Consider the following 19,444-nt stretch of genomic DNA (forward strand, 5'->3'; position numbering starts at 1 on the left):
CGTCCCCAATTGGTGGGACTACTTTCCTCCGCGAAAGGCTACCGGCATCGCGGCCACTCGCCGCATGCCGGACACCCCTTCGGGGTGTTCTCTCCCGTACTGCGGGACACCCACACGGCCCATTCCCACTTTCGAGTGTCACTCGACCGCAGGAAGGGTGTCGCGTCAAGGGGTGACGGGCGGCAGTTCCAGCCCGTGACACGGGAAGAGGCCCGGTTCTCGGTGAGAACCGGGCCTCCCCCTCAGACATCGGACTAGTGAGCGCCGCCGCGGCCGCTCGACTTCACCGTGACGACCGACGCGCGTTCACCGTTGGCGTTGTGGTGGTTGAGGACCAGCAGGCCCTCGGACTTGTCCGCCTTCAGCGCGGCCTCGTCCTTGTTCACCACGAGCGCCGTGCCCGGCTTCGCGAGGTACGACAGCGCCGCGTCGCCGCCGCCCTGCGCCCACAGACCCGGCTTGAGCGGGTCGAAGGACAGCGGGCGGTCGATGACGTCGATCAGCTTGTTCGCGTTGCCCGGCGCCGCGTAGTAGCCGGCGGTGCCGACGGTGTACGAGAGGCGCGAGGTGCTCTTCGCCGGGTCGATGCCGAGTGCCGAGAGCAGCACCGGCAGGACGACGACGTTGGTGTCCTGCACGTTCGCGTCGACGTCGCCGAACAGGCCGTTGACGCCCTGGATGTCGACCGTCTCGCCCGTGGCGAGGTTGACGGTCGTCGCGACCAGGAGGTCGGTGTCGGTCAGACGGGTCGCGTACGTCTCGAAGTCCGCCGTGCCGTCACCGTTGGTGTCGATGTCGACGAACGGGACGGTGTTCATGCCGAGGTTGTACCAGTTGCCCCACGTGGCGACACCGAACGCGAGCAGCGCCTCCTCGGGCTTGCCCTGGGCCTTGGCGAGCGGGGCCGTGGAGGCCGCGCCGACGTAGCGCAGGTCGCCGCCCTTGGCGGTCTCGTTGAGCGCGCAGTTCTCGGTGACGTTGCGCTTGCAGTCGCGCAGCTTCGGCGACTGGGCCTGCAACTCGAGGACGCTGACCAGCGAGCGGTACGCCTGCGAGCCGGTGCCCTGGTCGAGGCCCTTGCCCGTCAGGTTGAGGATCGCCTGCTTGTCGTTGCCCCGGAACTTGAGGCTGTCGACGGTCTTGATGTCCGCGACGGGCTTCGGCGCCGAGTAGACCGACAGGCGCAGCGGCACCGTGGCACCGGCGGTCGGCGTGAGGGTCACGCGACCGGAGGCGTCCGCGAGGAACTGGCGCGGCACGTCGAGCTGCGTCGGGACGACGGTCGGGTCGACCGTCTTGCGCAGCGCCTTCGGGTCGTCGATCTTCAGCGTCACCTTGACGCGGGCGATGCCGCGCGGGCTCAGCTTGACGGTGTTCTGCGAGAGCACGTAGCTCACGCCGGGGATCGTCGTGGCCGCGGTGTAGCCGACCTTGTACTCCACGGACTTCGTGGACTTGTTGACGATCTTGATGGTCTTGGTCTTCTGGACCGGCTTGGAGACCTCGACGACGCCGAAGTTCGCGCTGACGTAGCCGTTGTCCTCCTCGACGTAGGCGAGGACCTGGTTGTCGATCGCGGCCTTGCCGTCGACGCGGCCGGTGCCGACGCGGTTCGGCGCGAAGGTCTTGCCGTCCTCCTTCACGTCCGCGCCCGCGGTGTTCATGATCGCGGCCTTGACCTCTTCCAGCGTCCAGTCCGGGTGCGTCTGGCGCACCAGGGCGGCGATGCCGGCGACGTGCGGGGACGCCATCGAGGTGCCGGAGATGACCAGGCGGTCGTTGCCGGAGCCGACGGCCGTCGACGAGATCGTGTCACCGGGCGCCGCGACGTCCGGCTTGATCGAGCCGGAGCGCGTGCCGCGGCTCGTGAACGAGCTCGGCGTGTCCGAAATGGACTGGTCGTAGGTCGGCGTCGAGGTGCGCAGGTCACCCGCGAGGCGGACGACCAGCGTGCCCGCGTTCAGCGCCGGGCGGACGGCCGCGGTGGCCGAGCCGGTGAACTGGAACATCGGGATGCCCGCGTTGCCGGCGATGCCCGCCGCGAAGTTCTCCAGCGTGGAGGACAGCAGCACACCCTGACCGCCCGCGGCCTGGACGTTGTTGGCGCGGACGGCGGAACCGCAGCGGCGCGTCGCGTCGTTGTCGTCCCACTCCAGCCACACGAACTTGCCGGCGACGGCGTCGGTGATGGCCTGGCAGCCGTCGAGGTTGCCGGCCTGCGTGAGCTTCACGACCGGCAGTTCCTTGTTGTAGCCCAGGTAGCCGGTGAAGCTCTGGCTGTACTGGCCCGGCTTGAGGCCCTGGCCCTTGACCTCGGCGCCGTCGCGCAGCACGTACGAGTCGCGCACGGACGCGACGGTCAGCGCCTCGGGCGTGTTGCCCGGCGAGCCGCCGATGTCGTAGAGGTCGCCGCCGTTGCCCGCGGAGAAGACCGGCATGACGCCGACCTTGTACAGCTTCTTCACGAAGAGGCTGTCGGGGTCGTCCGGTGCGCCGTAGTCGGAGCCGAGCGACAGGTTGACCACGTCGAGGTGATCGGAGAAGTCGCCGTCGCCGTCCGGGTCGAGCGACCAGTCGAGCGCCTGCGAGGTGACGTTGGTCGAGCCGTCGCAGCCGAAGACCTTCAGCGCGTAGATCAGGGCCTTCGGCGCGGTGCCGGGGCCGATCTTCATCGCGTTGAGCTTGTCGGCGTCGAGCTTGGTGTAGTCGCCCTTGAACGTGCTGCCGTCGGCGTTCTCGCCGAAGCCGGCCGTGGTGCCCGCGACGTGCGAGCCGTGGCCGTTGCAGTCGATGGGGTTGGGGTCGGGCTTCGGCGTGTTGAGCGCCGGGTCGTCGCTGGCCCCGTCGTACTCCTCGCCCACGAAGTCGTACCCGCCGACGACCTTCGCGGTCGGGAAGTTCGGGTCCTTCGCGCGCGGGTTCACGGCGCGGAACGCGTCGACGGTGCCGGGACCGCCGAAGTTCGCGTGCGTGTAGTCGACGCCGGTGTCGATGATGCCGACGCGCACGTCGTCACCGAGCTTGCCGTACTGCTGCCAGACGTTGAGCGTCCTCGTCAGCTGCACGGCGTTGGAGTTCTGGCGCTTCTTCGGGACGACCGGGTAGACCGCGAGGACGTCCTGGCGCTGCGCGAGGTCGCGGACCTTCTGGGCGTCCGCCTTCACGACGACGCCCGGGACGCCGTTGGAGGTGCGGTACAGCTCCTTGGTCTGCGTGTCCGCGCTCTTGAGCTGGCCGACGACCTGGTCCGCGGTGGCGGAGGTGTCGTTCTTGGCCTGCTTGGCGGCCTGCTTCGCGACTTCCTTGCCCTGGCTCTTCTTCTCGTCGAACGCGTCGACGGCGGGCTTGCGGTCGAGCGCGACGAACGCGGTGACCGTGCCGCTGGAGTTGAGCCTGGGAGAAACCTTGAGCTGCAACGCTTTCGCGTCCAGCTTCTGTGCACCCTTGACCGGCTGCGCGAGCGGTTCGCTCTGCGCCTGAGCCGTGGCAGGTGCGATCAGCAGTGTGGTGATGGCAGAGAACACCACCAAACTCGATCGTCTCTTCACAACGTTGCCCCAACCGAGGTGTGTGCCTTCGACCCGAATCAGTGCCAAGCCCTCCATGGCACGGGTCGACCTCGAGGGGACGCTAATCGCTGATCGTGTCTTTGCGATTGCCCCGAAAGTATGAATGTTGTCTACAGGGAGTTGCCTGTTATGCGTTCGTTGTGAACGGCGATAGCCACGGGAAGGGGACTTTGCGTCCCCTTCCCGGTTTGTCGTGACTATCCGAAGTCGACAGAGCGAACGGTGCGCGCGCCCACGGCGGCACCGATCGGGTCGAGGACCTGCGTGTCGACCGGGCGGTCCACGCGCAGCACCATCACGGCGTCGCTGCCGGTCTGGCTGATCTGCGCGGCCTCGATGTTCACGCCGGCCTCGCCGAGCAGCGTGCCGACGGTGCCCATGACGCCGGGGCGGTCCGGGTACTCGAGCAGCAGCACGGTGCCCTCGGCGCGGAGGTCGAAGTTGCGGCCGTTGATGTTGACCAGCTTCTCGACCTGCGCGATGCCGCTGACGGTGCCGGACACGCTGTTCGTCGTGCCGTCGGCCTGCACGGCCTTGACCGTGACGAGGCTGCGGTGGTTCGGGCTCTCGGTCTCCTTGACGACCTCGACGGTGACGCCGAGGTCGGCGGCGAGCTGCGGCGCGTTGACGAACGTCACCTGCGACTCGACGACCTTGGAGAACACCCCGCGCAGCGCGGCCAGCGGCAGCACCGCGACGTCCTCAGTGGACAGTTCGCCGCGCACCTCGACCGTGACGCTGGTCGGCGCCTTCGGCGACAGTGCACTGAGGACGGTGCCGAGCTTCTGCACCAGCGGCAGGTACGGGCGGACCTCTTCGCCGACCGCACCGCCCTGGACGTTGACGGCGTCCGGCACGAACTCGCCGGCGAGCGCGAGGACGACGCTCTTCGCGACGTCCGTGCCCGCGCGGTCCTGGGCCTCGGTGGTGGAGGCGCCGAGGTGCGGCGTGACGACGATGCCCGGCACGTTGAACAGCGGGCTCTCGGTGGTCGGTTCGGTGGAGAACACGTCGACGCCGGCACCGCCGACCTGGCCCTCCTTGACGGCCTCGGCGAGGGCTTCCTCGTCGATGAGACCACCGCGGGCGGCGTTGACGATGATGACGCCGCGCTTGGCCTTGGCCAGCTGCTCCGCGCCGATGAGGCCCTTGGTCTCTGGCGTCTTCGGCAGGTGGATGCTGATCGCGTCCGCCTTTTCGAGCAGCTCTTCCAGGGTGACGAGCTCGATGCCGAGCTGGGCGGCGCGGGCGGCGCTCACGTACGGGTCGTAGGCGATGAGCTCGACGCCGAACGCGGCGATGCGCTGCGCGAACAGCTGGCCGATCTTGCCGAGGCCCACGACGCCGACGGTCTTGCCGTTGAGCTCGACGCCGTTGAACTTCGAGCGCTTCCACTCGTGGTTCTGCAGCGTCTCGTGCGCGGCGGGGATCTGCCGCGCGACGCTGAGCAGCAGCGCCACGGCGTGCTCGGCGGCGCTGACGATGTTGGACGTCGGCGCGTTGACGACCATCACGCCGTTCTGCGTGGCGGCAGGCACCTCGACGTTGTCGAGACCGACACCCGCGCGGGCGACGACCTTGAGCTTGCGGGTGGCGGCGAACACCTCGGCGTTGACCTGGGTGGCGGACCGGACGAGCAGCGCGTCCGCGTCGGCGACGGCCTCGAGGAGGGCGGCGCGGTCGGTTCCGTCTACGTGGCGCACTTCGACGCCTTCGCCGAGAGCGTCCAGAACGGACGGTGCGAGCTTCTCGGCGATGAGAACAACGGGTCGGCTCGTGTTGGTCACGGACATCGCTCCCAGGAAGGGTCGGATCGTGGGGCGCGGGCGTGGTCGGGGGCGGCTGGCCCGCGCCGACCGGAGCACCGCAATGTGTCCGGACTGTTAACGAGCATAGTCAGGAGGCTTGCGGCTGGTTCTCGGCGGGTGGCTCAGGTCACTGTGCGCGTCTTGTGGGATGGGACGTTGTTTGCGCTGGTTACCTGGGTCCCTGGTCGGCGGGTTGCCCTGCGTTTGGACGTTGACGAGTTTGGCGCGGGGTGGTCGGGTTTTGGTGGAGTGGGGAGTGGTTCGGGCTCGGTCCGGGTTTTGGGGCTTGGGCCGGGCGAGTTCTGGGCTTGGGCCGGGCGAGTTCCAGCGTGGTCGCCGATGCGGTCAGGTGCCTGTTCCAGCGTGGTCGTGCACCTCGGACGAAGCAGCGGGGTTCATCGCCGCTCCGCGACGATCGCGATTGGGGCTTGACTTCGGGGCCCTTGCGAGGCGCTCTGTCGGCCGGAAAAGGCCGGATGCTCCGCAACCGGCCGATCCCATCAAGGGGTAGCACCTCGCACCCAAAGTCAAGCCCCAATCGCCTAACCACGAGTGGGTGCACCGCTACCCATCGGCGCAAGGGCCTGCACGGCTCGCCTTCGGCATCGCTTGGGCGCCTCGGCTTCGCCGTTGGCGGTGCGGGGGTGTTTCGCCTCGCTTCGCATCGCCGCTGGTGCGCCCCTGCTGGCTACCAGGGCTCGTCGAACTCGCCGTCCTTCGCGCCCGCCACGAAAGCGTCCCACTCCGCCATCGTGAAGACGAGCACGGGTTCGAGCTGCTTGGAGTTGCGCATCGCGACGTACGTGGCGCCGTCGGTGTGCTCGACGAAGGCGATCTCGACGTGGCCGTCTTCCGGTTCTGGCTCCGGCGGGCGCTTCCACTCCGCGGTGCGGAGGTCCAGGTTGCCGCGCACGTGCGCCTTGTCGTCGTAGATCGGCGCGCTCTCGGTCATGCGAAGAAGTTAGCGGATGCGGAAAGCGGAAAGGCCCGCGGCGCGTCACACACGCGCTGCGGGCCTCCCTGGGGGAAAGACCTGGTGAGAACGTCAGGCGGTCTCGGTGATGGGGCGGTCGACCCACGACATCATGTCGCGGAGCTTCTTGCCCGTTGCCTCGATCGGGTGGTTCTCGCCCTCCTGCTGGAGCTTCTTGTAGTTGGCGCGGCCGTTGTCGTCCTCGGCCACCCACTCGTTGGCGAAGGTGCCGTCCTGGATCTCGCCCAGGATCTTCTTCATCTCCTCCTTGACGGCGGGAGTGATGACGCGCGGGCCGCGGGTCAGGTCGCCGAACTCGGCGGTGTCGGAAATCGAGTAGCGCATGCGGGCGATGCCGCCCTCGTACATGAGGTCGACGATCAGCTTCAGCTCGTGCAGGCACTCGAAGTACGCGACCTCGGGGGCGTAGCCCGCCTCGGTGAGGACCTCGAAGCCGGCCTGGACGAGGGCAGAGGCGCCACCGCAGAGGACGGCCTGCTCGCCGAAGAGGTCGGTCTCGGTCTCTTCCTTGAACGTCGTCTTGATGACGCCGGCGCGGGTGCCGCCGATGCCCTTGGCGTACGAGAGGGCGAGGGCCTGGGCGTTGCCCGAGGCGTCCTGCTCGACCGCGATGAGCGCCGGGACGCCCTTGCCGTCGACGAACTGGCGGCGGACCAGGTGGCCGGGGCCCTTCGGGGCGACCATGGCGACGTCCACACCGGACGGTGCGGTGATCAGGCCGTAGCGGATGTTGAAGCCGTGGCCGAAGAAGATCGCGTCGCCCTCGTTGAGGTTGGCGGCGATCTCGTTCGCGTAGATGTGGCGCTGCGCGGTGTCGGGCGCCAGGATCATGATCACGTCGGCCCACGCGGAGACCTCGGACGGCGTGCCGACCTCCAGGCCCTCCTCCTCGGCCTTGGCGCGGGACTTGGAGCCCTCCTGCAGGCCGATGCGGACCTCGACGCCCGAGTCGCGCAGCGACAGCGCGTGGGCGTGGCCCTGGCTGCCGTAGCCGATCACGGCCACCTTGCGGCCCTGGATGACGCTCAGGTCGGCATCGTCGTCGTAGAAGATCTCAACGCTCACTGTATTTCCTTCTGTGTTTGATTGCCGCTGCTCCGCAGACGGCGGCGAGGTCGCCGGGAAGTCTGTCATCCGGCCGACTCGCTAACGGACCGCGGTGGCGGTGATGGAACGAGCGCCACGGCCGATGGCGACCATGCCGGACTGGACGATCTCGCGGAGCCCGTACGGCTCCAGCATGCGCAGCAACGCGTCGAGTTTTTCAGACGTGCCGGTGGCCTCGATGGTGACCGCCTCCGGCGACACGTCGACAACCTTCGCGCGGAAGAGCTGCACGGTCTCGAGGACCTGCGAGCGGACGGTGGCGTCCGCGCGGACCTTGATGAGCACCAGCTGGCGCTGCACGGAAGCCGTCGGCTCCAGCTCCACGATCTTGATGACGTTGATGAGCTTGTTGAGCTGCTTGGTGACCTGTTCCAGCGGCAGCTCGTCGACCGACACCACGATCGTCATGCGGGAGATGTCGGGGTACTCCGTGCGGCCGACCGCCAGCGACTCGATGTTGAAGCCGCGGCGGGAGAACAGGCCGGCGACGCGTGCGAGCACACCGGGCTTGTCCTCGACCAAAACGCTCAGCGTGTGCCTGGTCATCAGATGTCCTCGTCGAACAGGGGGCGGATGCCGCGGGCGGCCATGATCTCGGAGTTGCCGGTGCCCGCCGCGACCATGGGCCACACCTGGGCGTCCTTGCCGACGACGAAGTCGATCACGACCGGGCGGTCGTTGATCTCCAGCGCCTTCGCGATCACCTCGTCCACCTCCTCGCGCGACTCGGCGCGCAGGCCGGCGCAGCCGAGAGCCTCCGCCAGGAGCTTGAAGTCTGGGATGCGGTGCTTGTGCGTCCCCAGATCCGTGTTGGAGTACCGCTCGCCGTAGAACAGCGTCTGCCACTGGCGGACCATGCCCAGGTTGCCGTTGTTGATCACGGCGATCTTCACTGGCAGGCCCTCGATGGCGCAGGTGGCGAGCTCCTGGTTGGTCATCTGGAAGCAGCCGTCGCCGTCGATGGCCCACACCGTGCGGCCCGGCTCACCGGCCTTGATGCCCATGGCGGCCGGCACGGCGAAGCCCATCGTGCCGAGGCCGCCGGAGTTGATCCACGTGCGCGGGTGCTCGTACTTCACGAACTGCGCCGCCCACATCTGGTGCTGGCCGACGCCCGCCGTGTAGATCGTGTCGGACGGCGACAGCCGGCCGATGCGCTCGATCACGTACTGCGGCGACAACGTGCCGTCGTCCGGCCAGTCGTAGCCCAGCGGGAAGGTCTCGCGCAGCGACTTCAGCGTCTCCCACCACGGCGCCAGGTCGACGGCCTTGGTGTTCTCGCGCTCGGCGCGGACGGCGTCGATCAGCTCGGTGATGATCTCCTTGCAGTCGCCCACGATCGGGACGTCCGCGCGGCGGTTCTTGGAGATCTCGGCCGGGTCGATGTCGGCGTGGATGACCTGCGCGTCCGGGGCGAACGACGACAGCTGGCCCGTGACGCGGTCGTCGAACCGGGCGCCCAGCGCGATCAGCAGGTCCGACTTCTGCATCGCCGCGACGGCCGCGACGGTGCCGTGCATGCCGGGCATGCCCAGGTGCTGGTCGTGCGAGTCGGGGAACGCGCCGCGCGCCATCAGCGTGGTGACGACCGGGATGCCGGTGTCCTCCGCGAGGCGCATCAGCTCGGCGTGCGCGTCGGCCTTGATCACGCCGCCGCCCACGTAGAGGACGGGCTTGCGGGCGTTGACGATCAGCTTGGCGGCTTCGCGCACCTGCTTGCCGTGCGGCCGGGTCGTCGGCCGGTATCCGGGCAGGCGCATCTCGGGCGGCCACGAGAAGCTGGTCTGCTCCTGCAGCACGTCCTTGGGGATGTCGACGAGGACCGGGCCGGGTCGGCCGGTCGCCGCGATGTGGAACGCCTCCGCGATCGCCCGCGGGATCTCCGCGGCGTCGGTCACGAGGACGTTGTGCTTGGTGATCGGCATCGTGATGCCGCAGATGTCCGCCTCCTGGAAGGCGTCCGTGCCGATCAGCGGCCGCGACTGCTGGCCGGTGATCGCGACGACGGGCACGGAGTCCATGTTCGCGTCCGCGAGCGGGGTGACGAGGTTGGTCGCGCCCGGTCCCGAGGTCGCCATGCAGACCCCGACCTTGCCGGTGGCCTGCGCGTATCCGGTGGCCGCGTGGCCGGCGCCCTGCTCGTGGCGGACGAGGACGTGCCGGACCTTCGTGGAGTCCAGCAGCGGGTCGTACGCGGGAAGGATCGTCCCGCCGGGAATGCCGAAGACCACTTCGCAGCCGACCGCCTCGAGCGACCGGACGAGCGACTGAGCACCGGTTACACGAATCGGTGCGCCCGTCGGCGGGGCCGGTTTGGGCCGCGGACCTGGACGTGGCGACGTGGGCTCGGAAGCCTGTCGCGATGGTGCGCTGGTCATCTCATTGCCTCGTGGGTATCGGGGTCCGGACACGAAAAAACCCTCGACAACCCGGAGAAGGGTCGTGCGAGGGTCGCGCGTCGACGCAGGCTGTTCGGCTCAGGCGTCGACGCGCCTGAGAAGTACGAGAACGAGCGTGCGCTGCATGGCCGGGACGTTATCCCCTCTGGCAAGAGGGCGTCAACTCTGCGAGACGGAATTCCCGGATCGTGGACGTGGAACAATCGTCCGGGTGAAGAAGCTGGTCTTTCGCATCCCGGCAACAGCCCTGCTCGCGGCGGGTCTGATCGCCATCTGCGTCACGCCTGTGGCGTGGGTCGCTCCCGGGCTGCAAGCGCTCTACGTCCTGCCGCTCGGCTACGCCTACTGGGTCGTCCGCAACCGCACCACCGTCACCGAGGACGAGATCGTGGCACGCGGCGCGTTCGGCACGACGACGCTCCAGTGGTCCGAGGTGAAGTACATCCGCCTGATCCAGAAGGGCTGGCTGCGGGCGGTCAAGGAGGACGCGTCGGAGGTGACGCTGCCCGCGGTGCGGTTCATGCACCTGCCGGCGCTGTCGGCGGTCAGCGGTGGCCGCGTGCCCGACCCGACGGTCCAGGACACCGAACCCGCAGAGGAAGCCACCGAGGAAGTCCCTGAAGTGGTCACCGAGGAAGCCACCGACGAGGCTCCCGAGGTCGTGGAGGACAAGGTCGTAGAGTCGGAGAAGTGACCGAACGAGTTCCGCTGCTGAGCCTGCTGCTGTCCATCGCGGGCTTGCTGACCTCGGCTTATCTGACGTACACGCACTTCAACGCGAACGCTCTGCTGTGCTCGGCCGACGCCGTCATCGACTGCGAGACCGTGACGACGAGCGAGCAGTCGGAGCTCCTCGGCATCCCCGTCGCGTTCCTCGGACTCGCCTTCTTCGCGTTCCTCACCGTGATCTGCCTCCCGTTCGCGTGGCGGATCGACGCGCTGAGGTGGGTGCGGCTGGGAGCGGCCGGCATCGGCGTCCTGATGGTCGTCTACCTGGTCGCGGCCGAGTTCCTGATCATCGGCAAGATCTGCCTGTGGTGCACCGTTGTGCACGTCATCACGCTCGCGCTGGCCTATCTGCTGGTCACGGCGAGCCTGCGCACAAGTAACCTTTGAGGCACCGCTCCCAGACTGGTGGACGCCTCACCCCCGCGTCCCGCGCGTTTCTGCCTTGAACTGAATCTGGAGGAGCAGTGCCTCAGCTCCGCTCTCGCACCACCACGCACGGCCGCAACGCAGCCGGAGCCCGCGCCCTCTGGCGCGCGACCGGCATGACGGACAGCGACTTCGGCAAGCCGATCATCGCGATCGCCAACTCCTACACGCAGTTCGTGCCGGGCCACGTGCACCTGCGCGACCTCGGCGACATCGTGGCCGACGCGGTGCGCGAGGCGGGTGGCGTGCCGCGCGAGTTCCACACCATCGCGGTCGACGACGGCATCGCCATGGGCCACAGCGGGATGCTCTACTCGTTGCCCAGCCGCGAGATCATCGCCGACTCCGTCGAGTACATGGTCAACGCGCACCAGGCCGACGCGATCGTCTGCATCTCGAACTGCGACAAGATCACCCCTGGCATGCTCAACGCGGCGATGCGGCTCAACATCCCCGTCGTGTTCGTGTCCGGCGGGCCGATGGAGGCCGGCAAGGCCGTCGTCGTCGAGGGCGTGGCCGTGGCGCCGACGGACCTGATCACCGCGATCTCCGCGTCGGCCTCCCCTGCCGTGAGCGAGGACGGGCTCTCCGAGGTCGAGCGCTCCGCGTGCCCGACGTGCGGCTCGTGCTCCGGCATGTTCACCGCGAACTCGATGAACTGCCTCACCGAGGCGCTCGGGCTCTCCCTGCCGGGCAACGGCTCCACGCTGGCGACGCACGCCGCGCGCCGCGAGCTGTTCTCCGAGGCCGGCCGCGTGGTCGTGGAGCTGTGCAGGCGCTGGTACGGCGAGGACGACGAGTCGGCGCTGCCGCGGTCGATCGCGAACCGCAAGGCGTTCGAGAACGCGATGGCGCTCGACATGGCCATGGGCGGCTCGACGAACACCGTGCTGCACATCCTCGCCGCCGCGCAGGAGGGCGAGATCGACTTCACGCTGCAGGACATCGACGACCTGTCGCGCCGCGTGCCGTGCCTGTCCAAGGTGTCGCCGAACAGCGACTACCACATGGAGGACGTCCACCGGGCCGGCGGAATCCCCGCGCTGCTGGGCGAACTGCACCGCGCGGGCCTGCTGAACGAGGACGTCACGTCGGTGCACACGCCGACGCTCGCCGAGTGGCTCGGCAAGTGGGACATCCGCGCCGAGTCGCCGTCCGAGGAAGCCTTGGAGCTCTTCCACGCGGCACCGGGCGGAGTCCGCACGACGGAGGCGTTCTCGACGTCGAACCGCTGGTCCTCTTTGGACACCGACGCCGCCGGCGGCTGCATCCGCGACTTCGACCACGCCTACACCCGCGACGGCGGCCTGGCCGTGCTGCGCGGCAACCTGGCCGAGCGCGGCGCGATCATCAAGGCCGCCGGCATCGACGAGGAGCTGTGGCACTTCGAGGGCCCGGCGCGCGTCGTCGAGTCCCAGGAGGAGGCCGTCTCGGTGATCCTGAAGAAGGAGATCCAGGCGGGCGAGGTGCTGGTCGTGCGCTACGAGGGCCCGTCAGGCGGCCCCGGCATGCAGGAGATGCTGCACCCCACGGCGTTCCTGAAGGGCTCCGGCCTGGGCAAGAAGTGCGCGCTGATCACCGACGGCCGCTTCTCCGGCGGCTCCTCGGGCCTGTCGATCGGCCACATCTCGCCGGAGGCGGCGGGCGGCGGCACGATCGGCCTGGTCGAGAACGGCGACCGGATCCTGATCGACGTGCACGAGCGCCGCCTCGAACTGCTGGTGGACGCCGACGTGCTGGCCGAACGCCGCGCCAAGATGGAAGCGTCCGAACGGCCGTGGCAGCCGGTCGACCGCATCCGCCCCGTCACGGGCGCACTGCGTGCCTACGCGCGCATGGCCACCGACGCGTCGACGGGTGCGGTGCGCGACCCGAGCCGTTAGGCGTTCTGCTTCTTCTCGATGAAGTCGAGGAACTCGGCGAGGCGTTGGACCTCGGGTCCTTCGTAGCCGGGTGCGAAGGTGAGCTGGGCCTGCTGTCGCTTCGGCTGCAGCAGGCCCTTTTCCGTGAAGAGCGCCACCAGCGCGTCGTGACTCCACTCGGCGAACCCCGACATCGCGGCGTGGAGGTCGGGCACCGCGGCGACGACGTCCTCGGCGTACTCCGCCCAGGTGCCGGCCTCGCCGTTCCAGCGGTTCGGGAGGTTCCAGAGCGTCGCGACGACCTGGTCCTGCTGCTGTTGCCGTTCGGCGGCGATCGCGATGTTGTAGGTCAGGTAGGCGTCGTTGAACAGCAGCCTGTACTGGATCTCGGTGAGGGCATCGGGTGCGAGCGCGGCCACCAGTTGCTCCGCCTGTCCGGTGCCACCGAGCCGGTTCGCCAGGTGCCTCCAGAACACGTCGTCGTGGAAAGCCGTCTCGGCGAACTGCCCGTAGTCGACGAACGCGCCGGCCACGCCGGCTATGAAGTCCTCCCTGTCGCGGTCCCAGTTCCAGCCGGCCGCCTGCAGCGCGCCGGCGAAGACCTCGCTGGTGGCGAAGTCGCTGTCGATCCCCGTCGTTGGCATACGCGCCATCGTCAGGCGCTGCGGCCCTCGGCTGCCAGGCGTGTTGAGGCAGCCGAACAGGCAACGGCGGCTTGGCCCGCTCGGGTGCCCGATCGACCGTGGGCCGGCTCGGCGGTTGCTCGGAGACTCCGGTGCATCAACCCGGTGAGGAGCGGCCGATGGCAATCGAATACGACGCGCGCCTGCAGGCGAAAGTGATCGACTTCAAGAAGACCTACCTCGGCGAGCTGAAGCCGGACGCCACGGTGACGGCCGAGCTGTGGGAGGCCCTCGCCGCCGTCGCCGCGGGGAAGCCCGCGAAGCCCGAGCCGGTGGACGAGTCCGTGGCGAGGTTCGTCGCCGAGCTTCGGGGCCGGTACCCGGAACTGGCCGCGCTGGCCGACCTCGGCACGGACGAGAAAGCCCTCGAGGACAGGTTCATCGAGCTCCTGCTGGTCGACGACGAGCTGCTGAACGCCGTGCGGGAGGTCAGCCGCGTCGCCGACCGGATGGCAGCCGGCCCGAAGGGCGCGTGAGCATGAGCCAGCGAGGGATCGACGACGAGATCAAGAAAGCGGACGACGGGAAGCAGGAGCGCAAGGACGACCTCGAGCTTCTGGAGCTCAAGTCCGTCAAGCACGACGACGACGTCATCGTCGAGATCGGAAGTCCTCCTGACAGACCGCGCAAGCGCAGGGAGATGAAGGACGAGGACTCCGACGACGAGGCGGTCACGGTGCTGATCACCGAGATCCGGGACCTGACGAAGATCACCTCCGACCGGGACTGGGCCAGCGTCACCGCCGACGACGACGCGGCGTCCATCAAAGCGGTCGTGAAGAAGGCGATGAGGAACGTCCTGTCGCAGTACCCCATGCGCAAGGACTCGGAGCGCTACCTGAACATCAGGAACATCGCCATGGCCGAAGCCCGGGCGATCATGGACTTCCACAACCGGGAACGGGCGAACGCCGACAGGAACATCGGCAAGCAGAAGCACCTGGTGCGCTCGCACGGCGGCTCGTCGGCCAAGTGGACCGCCGGTGCGAACGTCGCCAAGGGCGTGATCACCACGCTCAGCGGGATCGGCCTGGTCGTCGTGGGCACGTACAACGTGCAGTCGTTCCAGGAACGGGCCGACTACGAGATCCCGGGACCTGATCCGGGCCCGCACTTCAACGCCACGACCAACTCCACGGTGACCGTGCCGGAGACGGGCGACCACGCGACCAGGGACTGGGCCAGGCTCGCGGCCATCGGCGTGGGAGCGGCCGCTGTGCTCATGGGCATCACCACCACGTTGACCGCCCTGGTGGACCTCACCACCTCCATCGGCGGCGCGCTGGCCACCACCGAGATCGAGATGGACCTCGAGGAGGGGACTGCCGCGCAGGACCCGATCACCAGCACGCTCACCGAGATCACCAAAGCGCAGACCGCCCTCTCGAACAGCAGGACCGACCTGCGCACCGCGAACGCCGCGGCGTTGGAGGGCCGCAGCAAGCTCACGCTCGCCGAGGCGGAGAAGCTCAAGGCGCAGCTGCTGATCATCGAGGCGAGGATCTCCGTGCTCCGGCAGCTCTACGACAAGTACAGCGCGGCACGCGACGAGGTCGTGGTCCGCCACCCCAAGATCGGCGACCTCATGCCCAAGCCGGCGCTCAAGAAGCTATAAGGCGAACGCCAGCGCCACACACGCCCCGAACACGAGCCAGCCCGTCAGCGGTCCGCTGACGGGCTGTCCGGTCCTCTTCACCAAGACACCGCTCACGACCAACCCGGCCAGCAACCCGACCGGCGGCAACAACGACCGGCCGGTCAACCCGAACGGGAACGCCACCAGGTACACGACCGGGATGCCGATCACCAGCAACGCCAGCTGCAGCACCGCGCCCGTCAGGTTCTTCCCCACGAGGAACGTTCTTACCGGAACACGAAGAAGGTCACCGCCGCGCCGCCCGCACCCAGCAGCAACGCGATGAAACCGGCCGCGACCGGGTGGCGGAACCAGCTGCGGTTGTAGTCCAGCGCGGCACGCCCAGGCCCGGCGAACAGGGCCGCGAAGGCCATGCCGGCCAGTGCCAGCTCCAGCTCCACGCCGTTGGGGCCGAAGAAGCCGCCCTTGTACTTCAGCGCGATGACGTTGGCCATCACGGCGAGCAGGCCCGCCGCCGCCAGCGGGGTGAAGAGGCCCAGGACCAGGAGGCTGCCGCCCGCCAGCTCGGTGACGCCGGTGACCCAGGCGAGCACGACGGACTCGCGGTAGCCCATCTTCTCGAGCGACTGCGCGAAGCCGTCGATGCCGGGGCCGCCGAACAGGCCGAAGACCTTCTGCAGGCCGTGCAGCACGAAGATGCCGCCCAGCACCGCGCGCAGGCCCAGCAGGCCGAGGTCGGGGCCCGCGGTCCAGCCGAACTTCTTGCGGTCGTCTTCGAACGGGTCGTCCAGGGCCGTCGAGTCCTCAGTGGACTTCTCCAGCGGCGTGTAGCCCGTGTTGTCGAACGCCTTCGTCGACGAGTCGTACGGCTGGGAGGTGCTCCCGCCGACTCTGTCCGTGCCGTCGTCGAAGTGGTGCACTCCCCCTCCGCTGCTCGAGTAGAACGAGTCGTCGGAGAAAGCGCTCGAGGTGCTCGAGCCTTTGTCGTGAGTAGCCACGCCCGCACGCTAGTGAGGCCGCATGCGGGCGCGCGAGAGCCGAACGGCAGCCCAGTTTCACCCGGACGGACTAATAGGTCCCGTGGACCAGATTCCGGGGCCGCTCTCCCGCACGGTACCGAGCCACCTCGGACACGACCACCGCGTAGGCGCGCTTCGTGTGGCCAGTGCAGCTGCCGGCCACGTGCGGGGTGAGGAACAGGCCCGGCGCGGTCCACAGTGGATGGTCCTCGGGCAGCGGCTCGGGGTCGGTCACGTCGAGGGCGGCGCGCAGGCGGCCGGAGGTCAGCTCCGCGAGCAGCGCGCCGGTGTCGACGACCGGGCCGCGGGCGCCGTTGACCAGGATCGCGCCGTCCTTCATGGCGGCCAGGAACTTGGCGTCGACCAGGTGCCTGGTCTCCTCGGTCATCGGCGTGAAGACCACCACCGCGTCGAACTCCGGCAGCAGCGTCGGCAGCTCGTCCACGCCGTGCACGCCGTCGCGGGCGGTGCGGCCGACCAGCGTCGCCGTGGCGTCGAACGGTTCGAGCCGGCGGCGTAACTGGTCGCCGAGGTCGCCGGCGCCGACGATCAGGACCTTCTTGTCCTGCAACGTGTCCGTCAGGTGGTAGTCCCAGCGGCCCTCGGCGCGGGCGCGGTCGAAGACCAGGAAGTCGCGGTAGATGGCGATCAACGCGCCGATCGCCCACTCCGCGGTGCTGCCGCCGTGCGCGCCGCGGCACGTGGAGAGCATCACTCCGTCGGGCACGCGGCCCACGAAGTTCTCGGCGCCCGCGCTCAGCAGCTGCACGAGCTTCAGGTTCGGCAGCTGCGCGAACACCTCGCGCGGGTCGGTGCCCGCGAGGAACCTCGGCACCAGGACCTCGGCGTCCAGCCCGTCCGCCGGCAGCGGCTCGCCCGGGGTGTAGCGGACCGGCCGGACACCGTCCACCTGGGACAGCGCCTGCACTCCGAAGTCATCTGGCACGAGCACGGTGAGCGTCACGAGGTCAACGTACGTCAGAATGGCGGGCATGCGGGAGCACGACGTCATCGCGTGGGACGGCACGAAGATCCGGACGTGGCAGGCAGCGGGCGAGGGCACACCCGTGCTGCTGTGCCCCGGCGTGGGCTCAGGCCCCGAGTCGTGGCCGTCGCTGACGGACCGCGGCGGCCTGCTCAGCTGGTACATGCGCGGCACGATGGGGTCGGACCGGCCCGTCGACGAGCGCAACATCTCGCTGGAAGACCACGTGGCGGACGCGATCGCGGTGCTGGACGACGCGGGCGTCGACCGGTGCGTCGTCATGGGCTGGTCGATGGGCGTCACGATCGCCGCCGAGCTGGCGCTGCGCCATCCCGAACGGGTCGCGGGACTGCTGCTCGTCGCGGGTGCGCCGGGTGACTCGTTCGACGCGATGCTGCCGCTGGTCCCGAAGAGCATCCGCCGGTTCGTCGGGGTGACCGGTACGAAGCTGCTGCAGCAGGCAGGGCCGGTCCTCGACCAGGTGCTGCACCGCGTCCCGGTCACCGACGCCACGACGTTCCTGCTGCGGCACAGCGGGGTGATCAAGCCCAGCAGCGACCAGAAGGCCGTCACCAACGCCGTGGGCCGGTTCCTCCAGCACGACTGGCGCTGGTACTTCACTCTGGCGCTCGCGCTGGGCGAGACCCCGCGCCAGGACCTCGGCCCGATCGTGTGCCCCATCACACTGCTGGCGGGCCGCGACGACGTGCTGGCGACCACGGAGAGCATGTCCGGTCCCGTCGCCGCGCTGCCCCAGGCACGCCTGCGGGTGCTGCCGTGCAGCCACTACCTGCCGCTGGAGGCACCCGAGGTCGTCGCCGCGGAGCTCGACCTGCTGCTCGACCGGGTGAGGTCGGTCGACTTCGCCACGGCCGAGGCGTTCACTTCGGGTTCACGGTCGCGCACCTAGCCTGGGAGTCGTGGTTCGTTCCATCGCGTTGCTGACCGCCGCCTGCCTGCTGGCAGGGGGCTGTGCGAGCTTTCCCGACGAGCCGGCGCCGACGAGCTGGAGCGCGCAACCACAGCTGACCCCGCAGGCGGGCCCGAAGCCAGAGCTGCCGGGCGAGTTCCGGCCGACGCCGGGCGAGCAGGGCCGCGGGCAGACGCCGCAGAACGTGCCGCCGCCGCAGGGCTGCAAGGACTTCAACCCGGCCGTGATCGCCACGTGCCTGAACACCGTCACGGGCGTCGCCCCGATCGGCGCGGACGCCCAGGGCGGGGTCTCCGCCTACGCCACGGAACGCGGCGGGCGCCTGCTCAAGGTCACCAAGGACGTCGACCCGGTGGTGGTCGCGCAGATCGAGACCGACGCGGGCTCCGACGGCGGCCTGACCGGGCTCGCCCTGTCGGCCACGTTCGCCGAGGACCAGCTCGCCTACGTGTACGTGACGACCGCGACGGACAACCGGGTGCTGCGGATCGCTCCCGGTGACACGCCCAAGCCGATCCTCACCGGCATCCCCAAGGGCCCGACCGGCAACCGCGGGGTGCTCGCGAGCGACCGCAAGGGCGCGCTGCTCGTGGCGACCGGCGACGCGGGCAACCCGGCGCTGGCCGCCGACCCGAACTCGCTCGCGGGCAAGGTGCTGCGCATCGACGGCTCCGGCAAGCCGGCCCAGGGCAACCCGACTGCGGGCTCCGCGGTCGTCTCGTCCGGGCTGACGCTGCCCGGCGGCCTGTGCGTGTCCGCGGACGCCCAGAAGATCTGGGTGACCGACTGGACCGCGAACGCCGACGTCGTCTACCGCGTCGTGCCGGGCAAGCTCGGCGAGGTCGCGTGGAACTGGCCGGACAAGCCGGGCGTGATGGGGTGCGCGTCGTACTCGGACACGCTGACCGTCGCCACGGCCAAGACGCCGGGTCTGCAGTCGCTGTCGATGAACGCCTCCGGCGCCTTCACCGGCAAGCCCGAGATCACGATGGCCGAGGACGGCTTCGGCCGGATCGGGCCGGTGGAGATGCTGAACGAGTCGGCGTCGCTGGTCGGCACGGTCAACAAGGCCGCCGGTCAGCCCGTCTCGTCGGACGACCGGGTCGTGATCATCGTGCGCCCGAACAACGGTGGCGGCACGAAGGACTAGGCGCTGTCCTGAGGATCTTCACCCAGGGCACGGCTCGTGACGGGACCCACCCCACCCGAACCGCACCACCTAGGCAGCAAAAAGCCGCCCAACCCGAACAGGCGTGCCATCAACCCGCCGAGGGCGCTGGGGGTCTTTGATCAGTTGGCGGGGTCCGGGGCAGAGCCCCGCGCATGAAACAGGAA

At 69.2% G+C, this 19,444-nt stretch carries 17 protein-coding genes; 7 read left to right on the forward strand and 10 right to left on the reverse strand.

Going from position 1 to position 19,444, the window contains the following annotated elements:
* Positions 1–254: 254 nt before the first annotated feature.
* The 6 genes from ACFWV3_RS31550 to ACFWV3_RS31575 all read right to left on the reverse strand — a co-directional run bounded on the left by ACFWV3_RS31550 (position 255) and on the right by ACFWV3_RS31575 (position 9,856).
* On the reverse strand, positions 255–3,530 hold the full coding sequence (locus ACFWV3_RS31550; protein ID WP_382416569.1) for a S8 family serine peptidase: 3,276 nt from the start codon (positions 3,528–3,530) through the stop codon (positions 255–257).
* Between the two features lie 236 nt (positions 3,531–3,766).
* Positions 3,767–5,356 carry a phosphoglycerate dehydrogenase gene (gene serA, locus ACFWV3_RS31555; protein WP_382416571.1) on the reverse strand — a complete coding sequence of 530 codons (1,590 nt, stop codon included), beginning with the start codon at positions 5,354–5,356 and terminating at the stop codon, positions 3,767–3,769.
* Positions 5,357–6,065: 709 nt separating this feature from the next.
* Positions 6,066–6,329, reverse strand: a complete 264-nt coding sequence (locus tag ACFWV3_RS31560; protein WP_382416573.1) for a DUF397 domain-containing protein — start codon at positions 6,327–6,329, stop codon at positions 6,066–6,068.
* A gap of 93 nt (positions 6,330–6,422) precedes the next feature.
* Complete coding sequence (gene ilvC, locus ACFWV3_RS31565; protein WP_382416575.1) at positions 6,423–7,436, reverse strand: ketol-acid reductoisomerase; 1,014 nt, start codon at positions 7,434–7,436, stop codon at positions 6,423–6,425.
* 81 nt (positions 7,437–7,517) lie between these two features.
* Positions 7,518–8,024 carry an acetolactate synthase small subunit gene (ilvN, locus tag ACFWV3_RS31570; RefSeq protein ID WP_030467896.1) on the reverse strand — a complete coding sequence of 169 codons (507 nt, stop codon included), beginning with the start codon at positions 8,022–8,024 and terminating at the stop codon, positions 7,518–7,520.
* A complete protein-coding gene (locus ACFWV3_RS31575; protein WP_382416577.1) occupies positions 8,024–9,856 on the reverse strand; it encodes an acetolactate synthase large subunit in 1,833 nt (610 codons plus the stop codon). The genes ilvN and ACFWV3_RS31575 overlap by 1 nt, the downstream gene beginning before the upstream one ends.
* Positions 9,857–10,088: 232 nt before the next feature.
* Here ACFWV3_RS31575 and ACFWV3_RS31580 point away from each other — a divergent pair, with 232 nt between their 5' ends.
* From ACFWV3_RS31580 to ilvD, 3 genes are all read left to right on the forward strand, one after another.
* Positions 10,089–10,571, forward strand: a complete 483-nt coding sequence (locus ACFWV3_RS31580; protein ID WP_382416579.1) for a PH domain-containing protein — start codon at positions 10,089–10,091, stop codon at positions 10,569–10,571.
* Complete coding sequence (locus tag ACFWV3_RS31585; RefSeq protein WP_382416581.1) at positions 10,568–10,993, forward strand: vitamin K epoxide reductase family protein; 426 nt, start codon at positions 10,568–10,570, stop codon at positions 10,991–10,993. Before ACFWV3_RS31580 ends, ACFWV3_RS31585 begins: the two co-directional genes overlap by 4 nt.
* Before the next feature lie 77 nt (positions 10,994–11,070).
* Positions 11,071–12,915: a dihydroxy-acid dehydratase gene (ilvD, locus tag ACFWV3_RS31590; protein ID WP_382416583.1), complete on the forward strand. Its 1,845-nt coding sequence runs from the start codon at positions 11,071–11,073 to the stop codon at positions 12,913–12,915.
* Here ilvD and ACFWV3_RS31595 read toward each other — a convergent pair.
* Positions 12,912–13,538 carry a hypothetical protein gene (locus ACFWV3_RS31595; protein WP_382416585.1) on the reverse strand — a complete coding sequence of 209 codons (627 nt, stop codon included), beginning with the start codon at positions 13,536–13,538 and terminating at the stop codon, positions 12,912–12,914. The two genes, ilvD and ACFWV3_RS31595, sit on opposite strands and share 4 nt — an antisense overlap.
* Before the next feature lie 158 nt (positions 13,539–13,696).
* Here ACFWV3_RS31595 and ACFWV3_RS31600 point away from each other — a divergent pair, with 158 nt between their 5' ends.
* Together ACFWV3_RS31600 and ACFWV3_RS31605 are read left to right on the forward strand one after the other, a co-directional pair.
* Entirely contained in the window at positions 13,697–14,053 is a 357-nt protein-coding gene (locus ACFWV3_RS31600; protein WP_382416587.1) for a hypothetical protein, read from the forward strand.
* Positions 14,054–14,055: 2 nt separating this feature from the next.
* Positions 14,056–15,192 carry a hypothetical protein gene (locus ACFWV3_RS31605; RefSeq protein ID WP_382416589.1) on the forward strand — a complete coding sequence of 379 codons (1,137 nt, stop codon included), beginning with the start codon at positions 14,056–14,058 and terminating at the stop codon, positions 15,190–15,192.
* On the opposite strand, the gene ACFWV3_RS31610 is transcribed toward ACFWV3_RS31605, so the two are convergent.
* From ACFWV3_RS31610 to ACFWV3_RS31620, 3 genes are all read right to left on the reverse strand, one after another.
* Complete coding sequence (locus ACFWV3_RS31610; RefSeq protein ID WP_382416591.1) at positions 15,187–15,429, reverse strand: hypothetical protein; 243 nt, start codon at positions 15,427–15,429, stop codon at positions 15,187–15,189. The two genes, ACFWV3_RS31605 and ACFWV3_RS31610, sit on opposite strands and share 6 nt — an antisense overlap.
* Before the next feature lie 11 nt (positions 15,430–15,440).
* Positions 15,441–16,172 carry a DoxX family protein gene (locus ACFWV3_RS31615; RefSeq protein WP_382416593.1) on the reverse strand — a complete coding sequence of 244 codons (732 nt, stop codon included), beginning with the start codon at positions 16,170–16,172 and terminating at the stop codon, positions 15,441–15,443.
* 70 nt (positions 16,173–16,242) lie between these two features.
* The gene (locus tag ACFWV3_RS31620; protein WP_382416595.1) at positions 16,243–17,157 is read right to left on the reverse strand and encodes a 2-hydroxyacid dehydrogenase; all 915 of its coding nucleotides are present in this window, start codon (positions 17,155–17,157) and stop codon (positions 16,243–16,245) included.
* A 28-nt stretch (positions 17,158–17,185) separates the two neighbouring features.
* On the opposite strand from ACFWV3_RS31620, the gene ACFWV3_RS31625 reads away from it, so the two are divergent.
* Both ACFWV3_RS31625 and ACFWV3_RS31630 read left to right on the forward strand, forming a co-directional pair.
* The gene (locus ACFWV3_RS31625; protein ID WP_382416597.1) at positions 17,186–18,088 is read left to right on the forward strand and encodes an alpha/beta fold hydrolase; all 903 of its coding nucleotides are present in this window, start codon (positions 17,186–17,188) and stop codon (positions 18,086–18,088) included.
* 10 nt (positions 18,089–18,098) lie between these two features.
* The gene (locus tag ACFWV3_RS31630) at positions 18,099–19,259 is read left to right on the forward strand and encodes a PQQ-dependent sugar dehydrogenase (protein ID WP_382416599.1); all 1,161 of its coding nucleotides are present in this window, start codon (positions 18,099–18,101) and stop codon (positions 19,257–19,259) included.
* The last annotated feature ends 185 nt before the right edge of the window (positions 19,260–19,444 follow it).

It is taken from the genome of Lentzea sp. NPDC059081, assembly GCF_042738015.1.
Classification (GTDB): domain Bacteria; phylum Actinomycetota; class Actinomycetes; order Mycobacteriales; family Pseudonocardiaceae; genus Lentzea.

Excerpts from the sequence above, each read along its gene's own strand:
- ACFWV3_RS31600 (WP_382416587.1), top strand. The coding sequence starts at position 13,697 with ATGGCAATCGAATACGACGCGCGCCTGCAGGCGAAAGTGATCGACTTC.
- ACFWV3_RS31625 (WP_382416597.1), top strand. The coding sequence starts at position 17,186 with ATGCGGGAGCACGACGTCATCGCGTGGGACGGCACGAAGATCCGGACG.
- ACFWV3_RS31560 (WP_382416573.1), bottom strand. The coding sequence starts at position 6,329 with ATGACCGAGAGCGCGCCGATCTACGACGACAAGGCGCACGTGCGCGGC.
- ACFWV3_RS31605 (WP_382416589.1), top strand. The coding sequence starts at position 14,056 with ATGAGCCAGCGAGGGATCGACGACGAGATCAAGAAAGCGGACGACGGG.
- ilvN (WP_030467896.1), bottom strand. The coding sequence starts at position 8,024 with ATGACCAGGCACACGCTGAGCGTTTTGGTCGAGGACAAGCCCGGTGTG.
- ACFWV3_RS31575 (WP_382416577.1), bottom strand. The coding sequence starts at position 9,856 with ATGACCAGCGCACCATCGCGACAGGCTTCCGAGCCCACGTCGCCACGT.
- ACFWV3_RS31595 (WP_382416585.1), bottom strand. The coding sequence starts at position 13,538 with ATGCCAACGACGGGGATCGACAGCGACTTCGCCACCAGCGAGGTCTTC.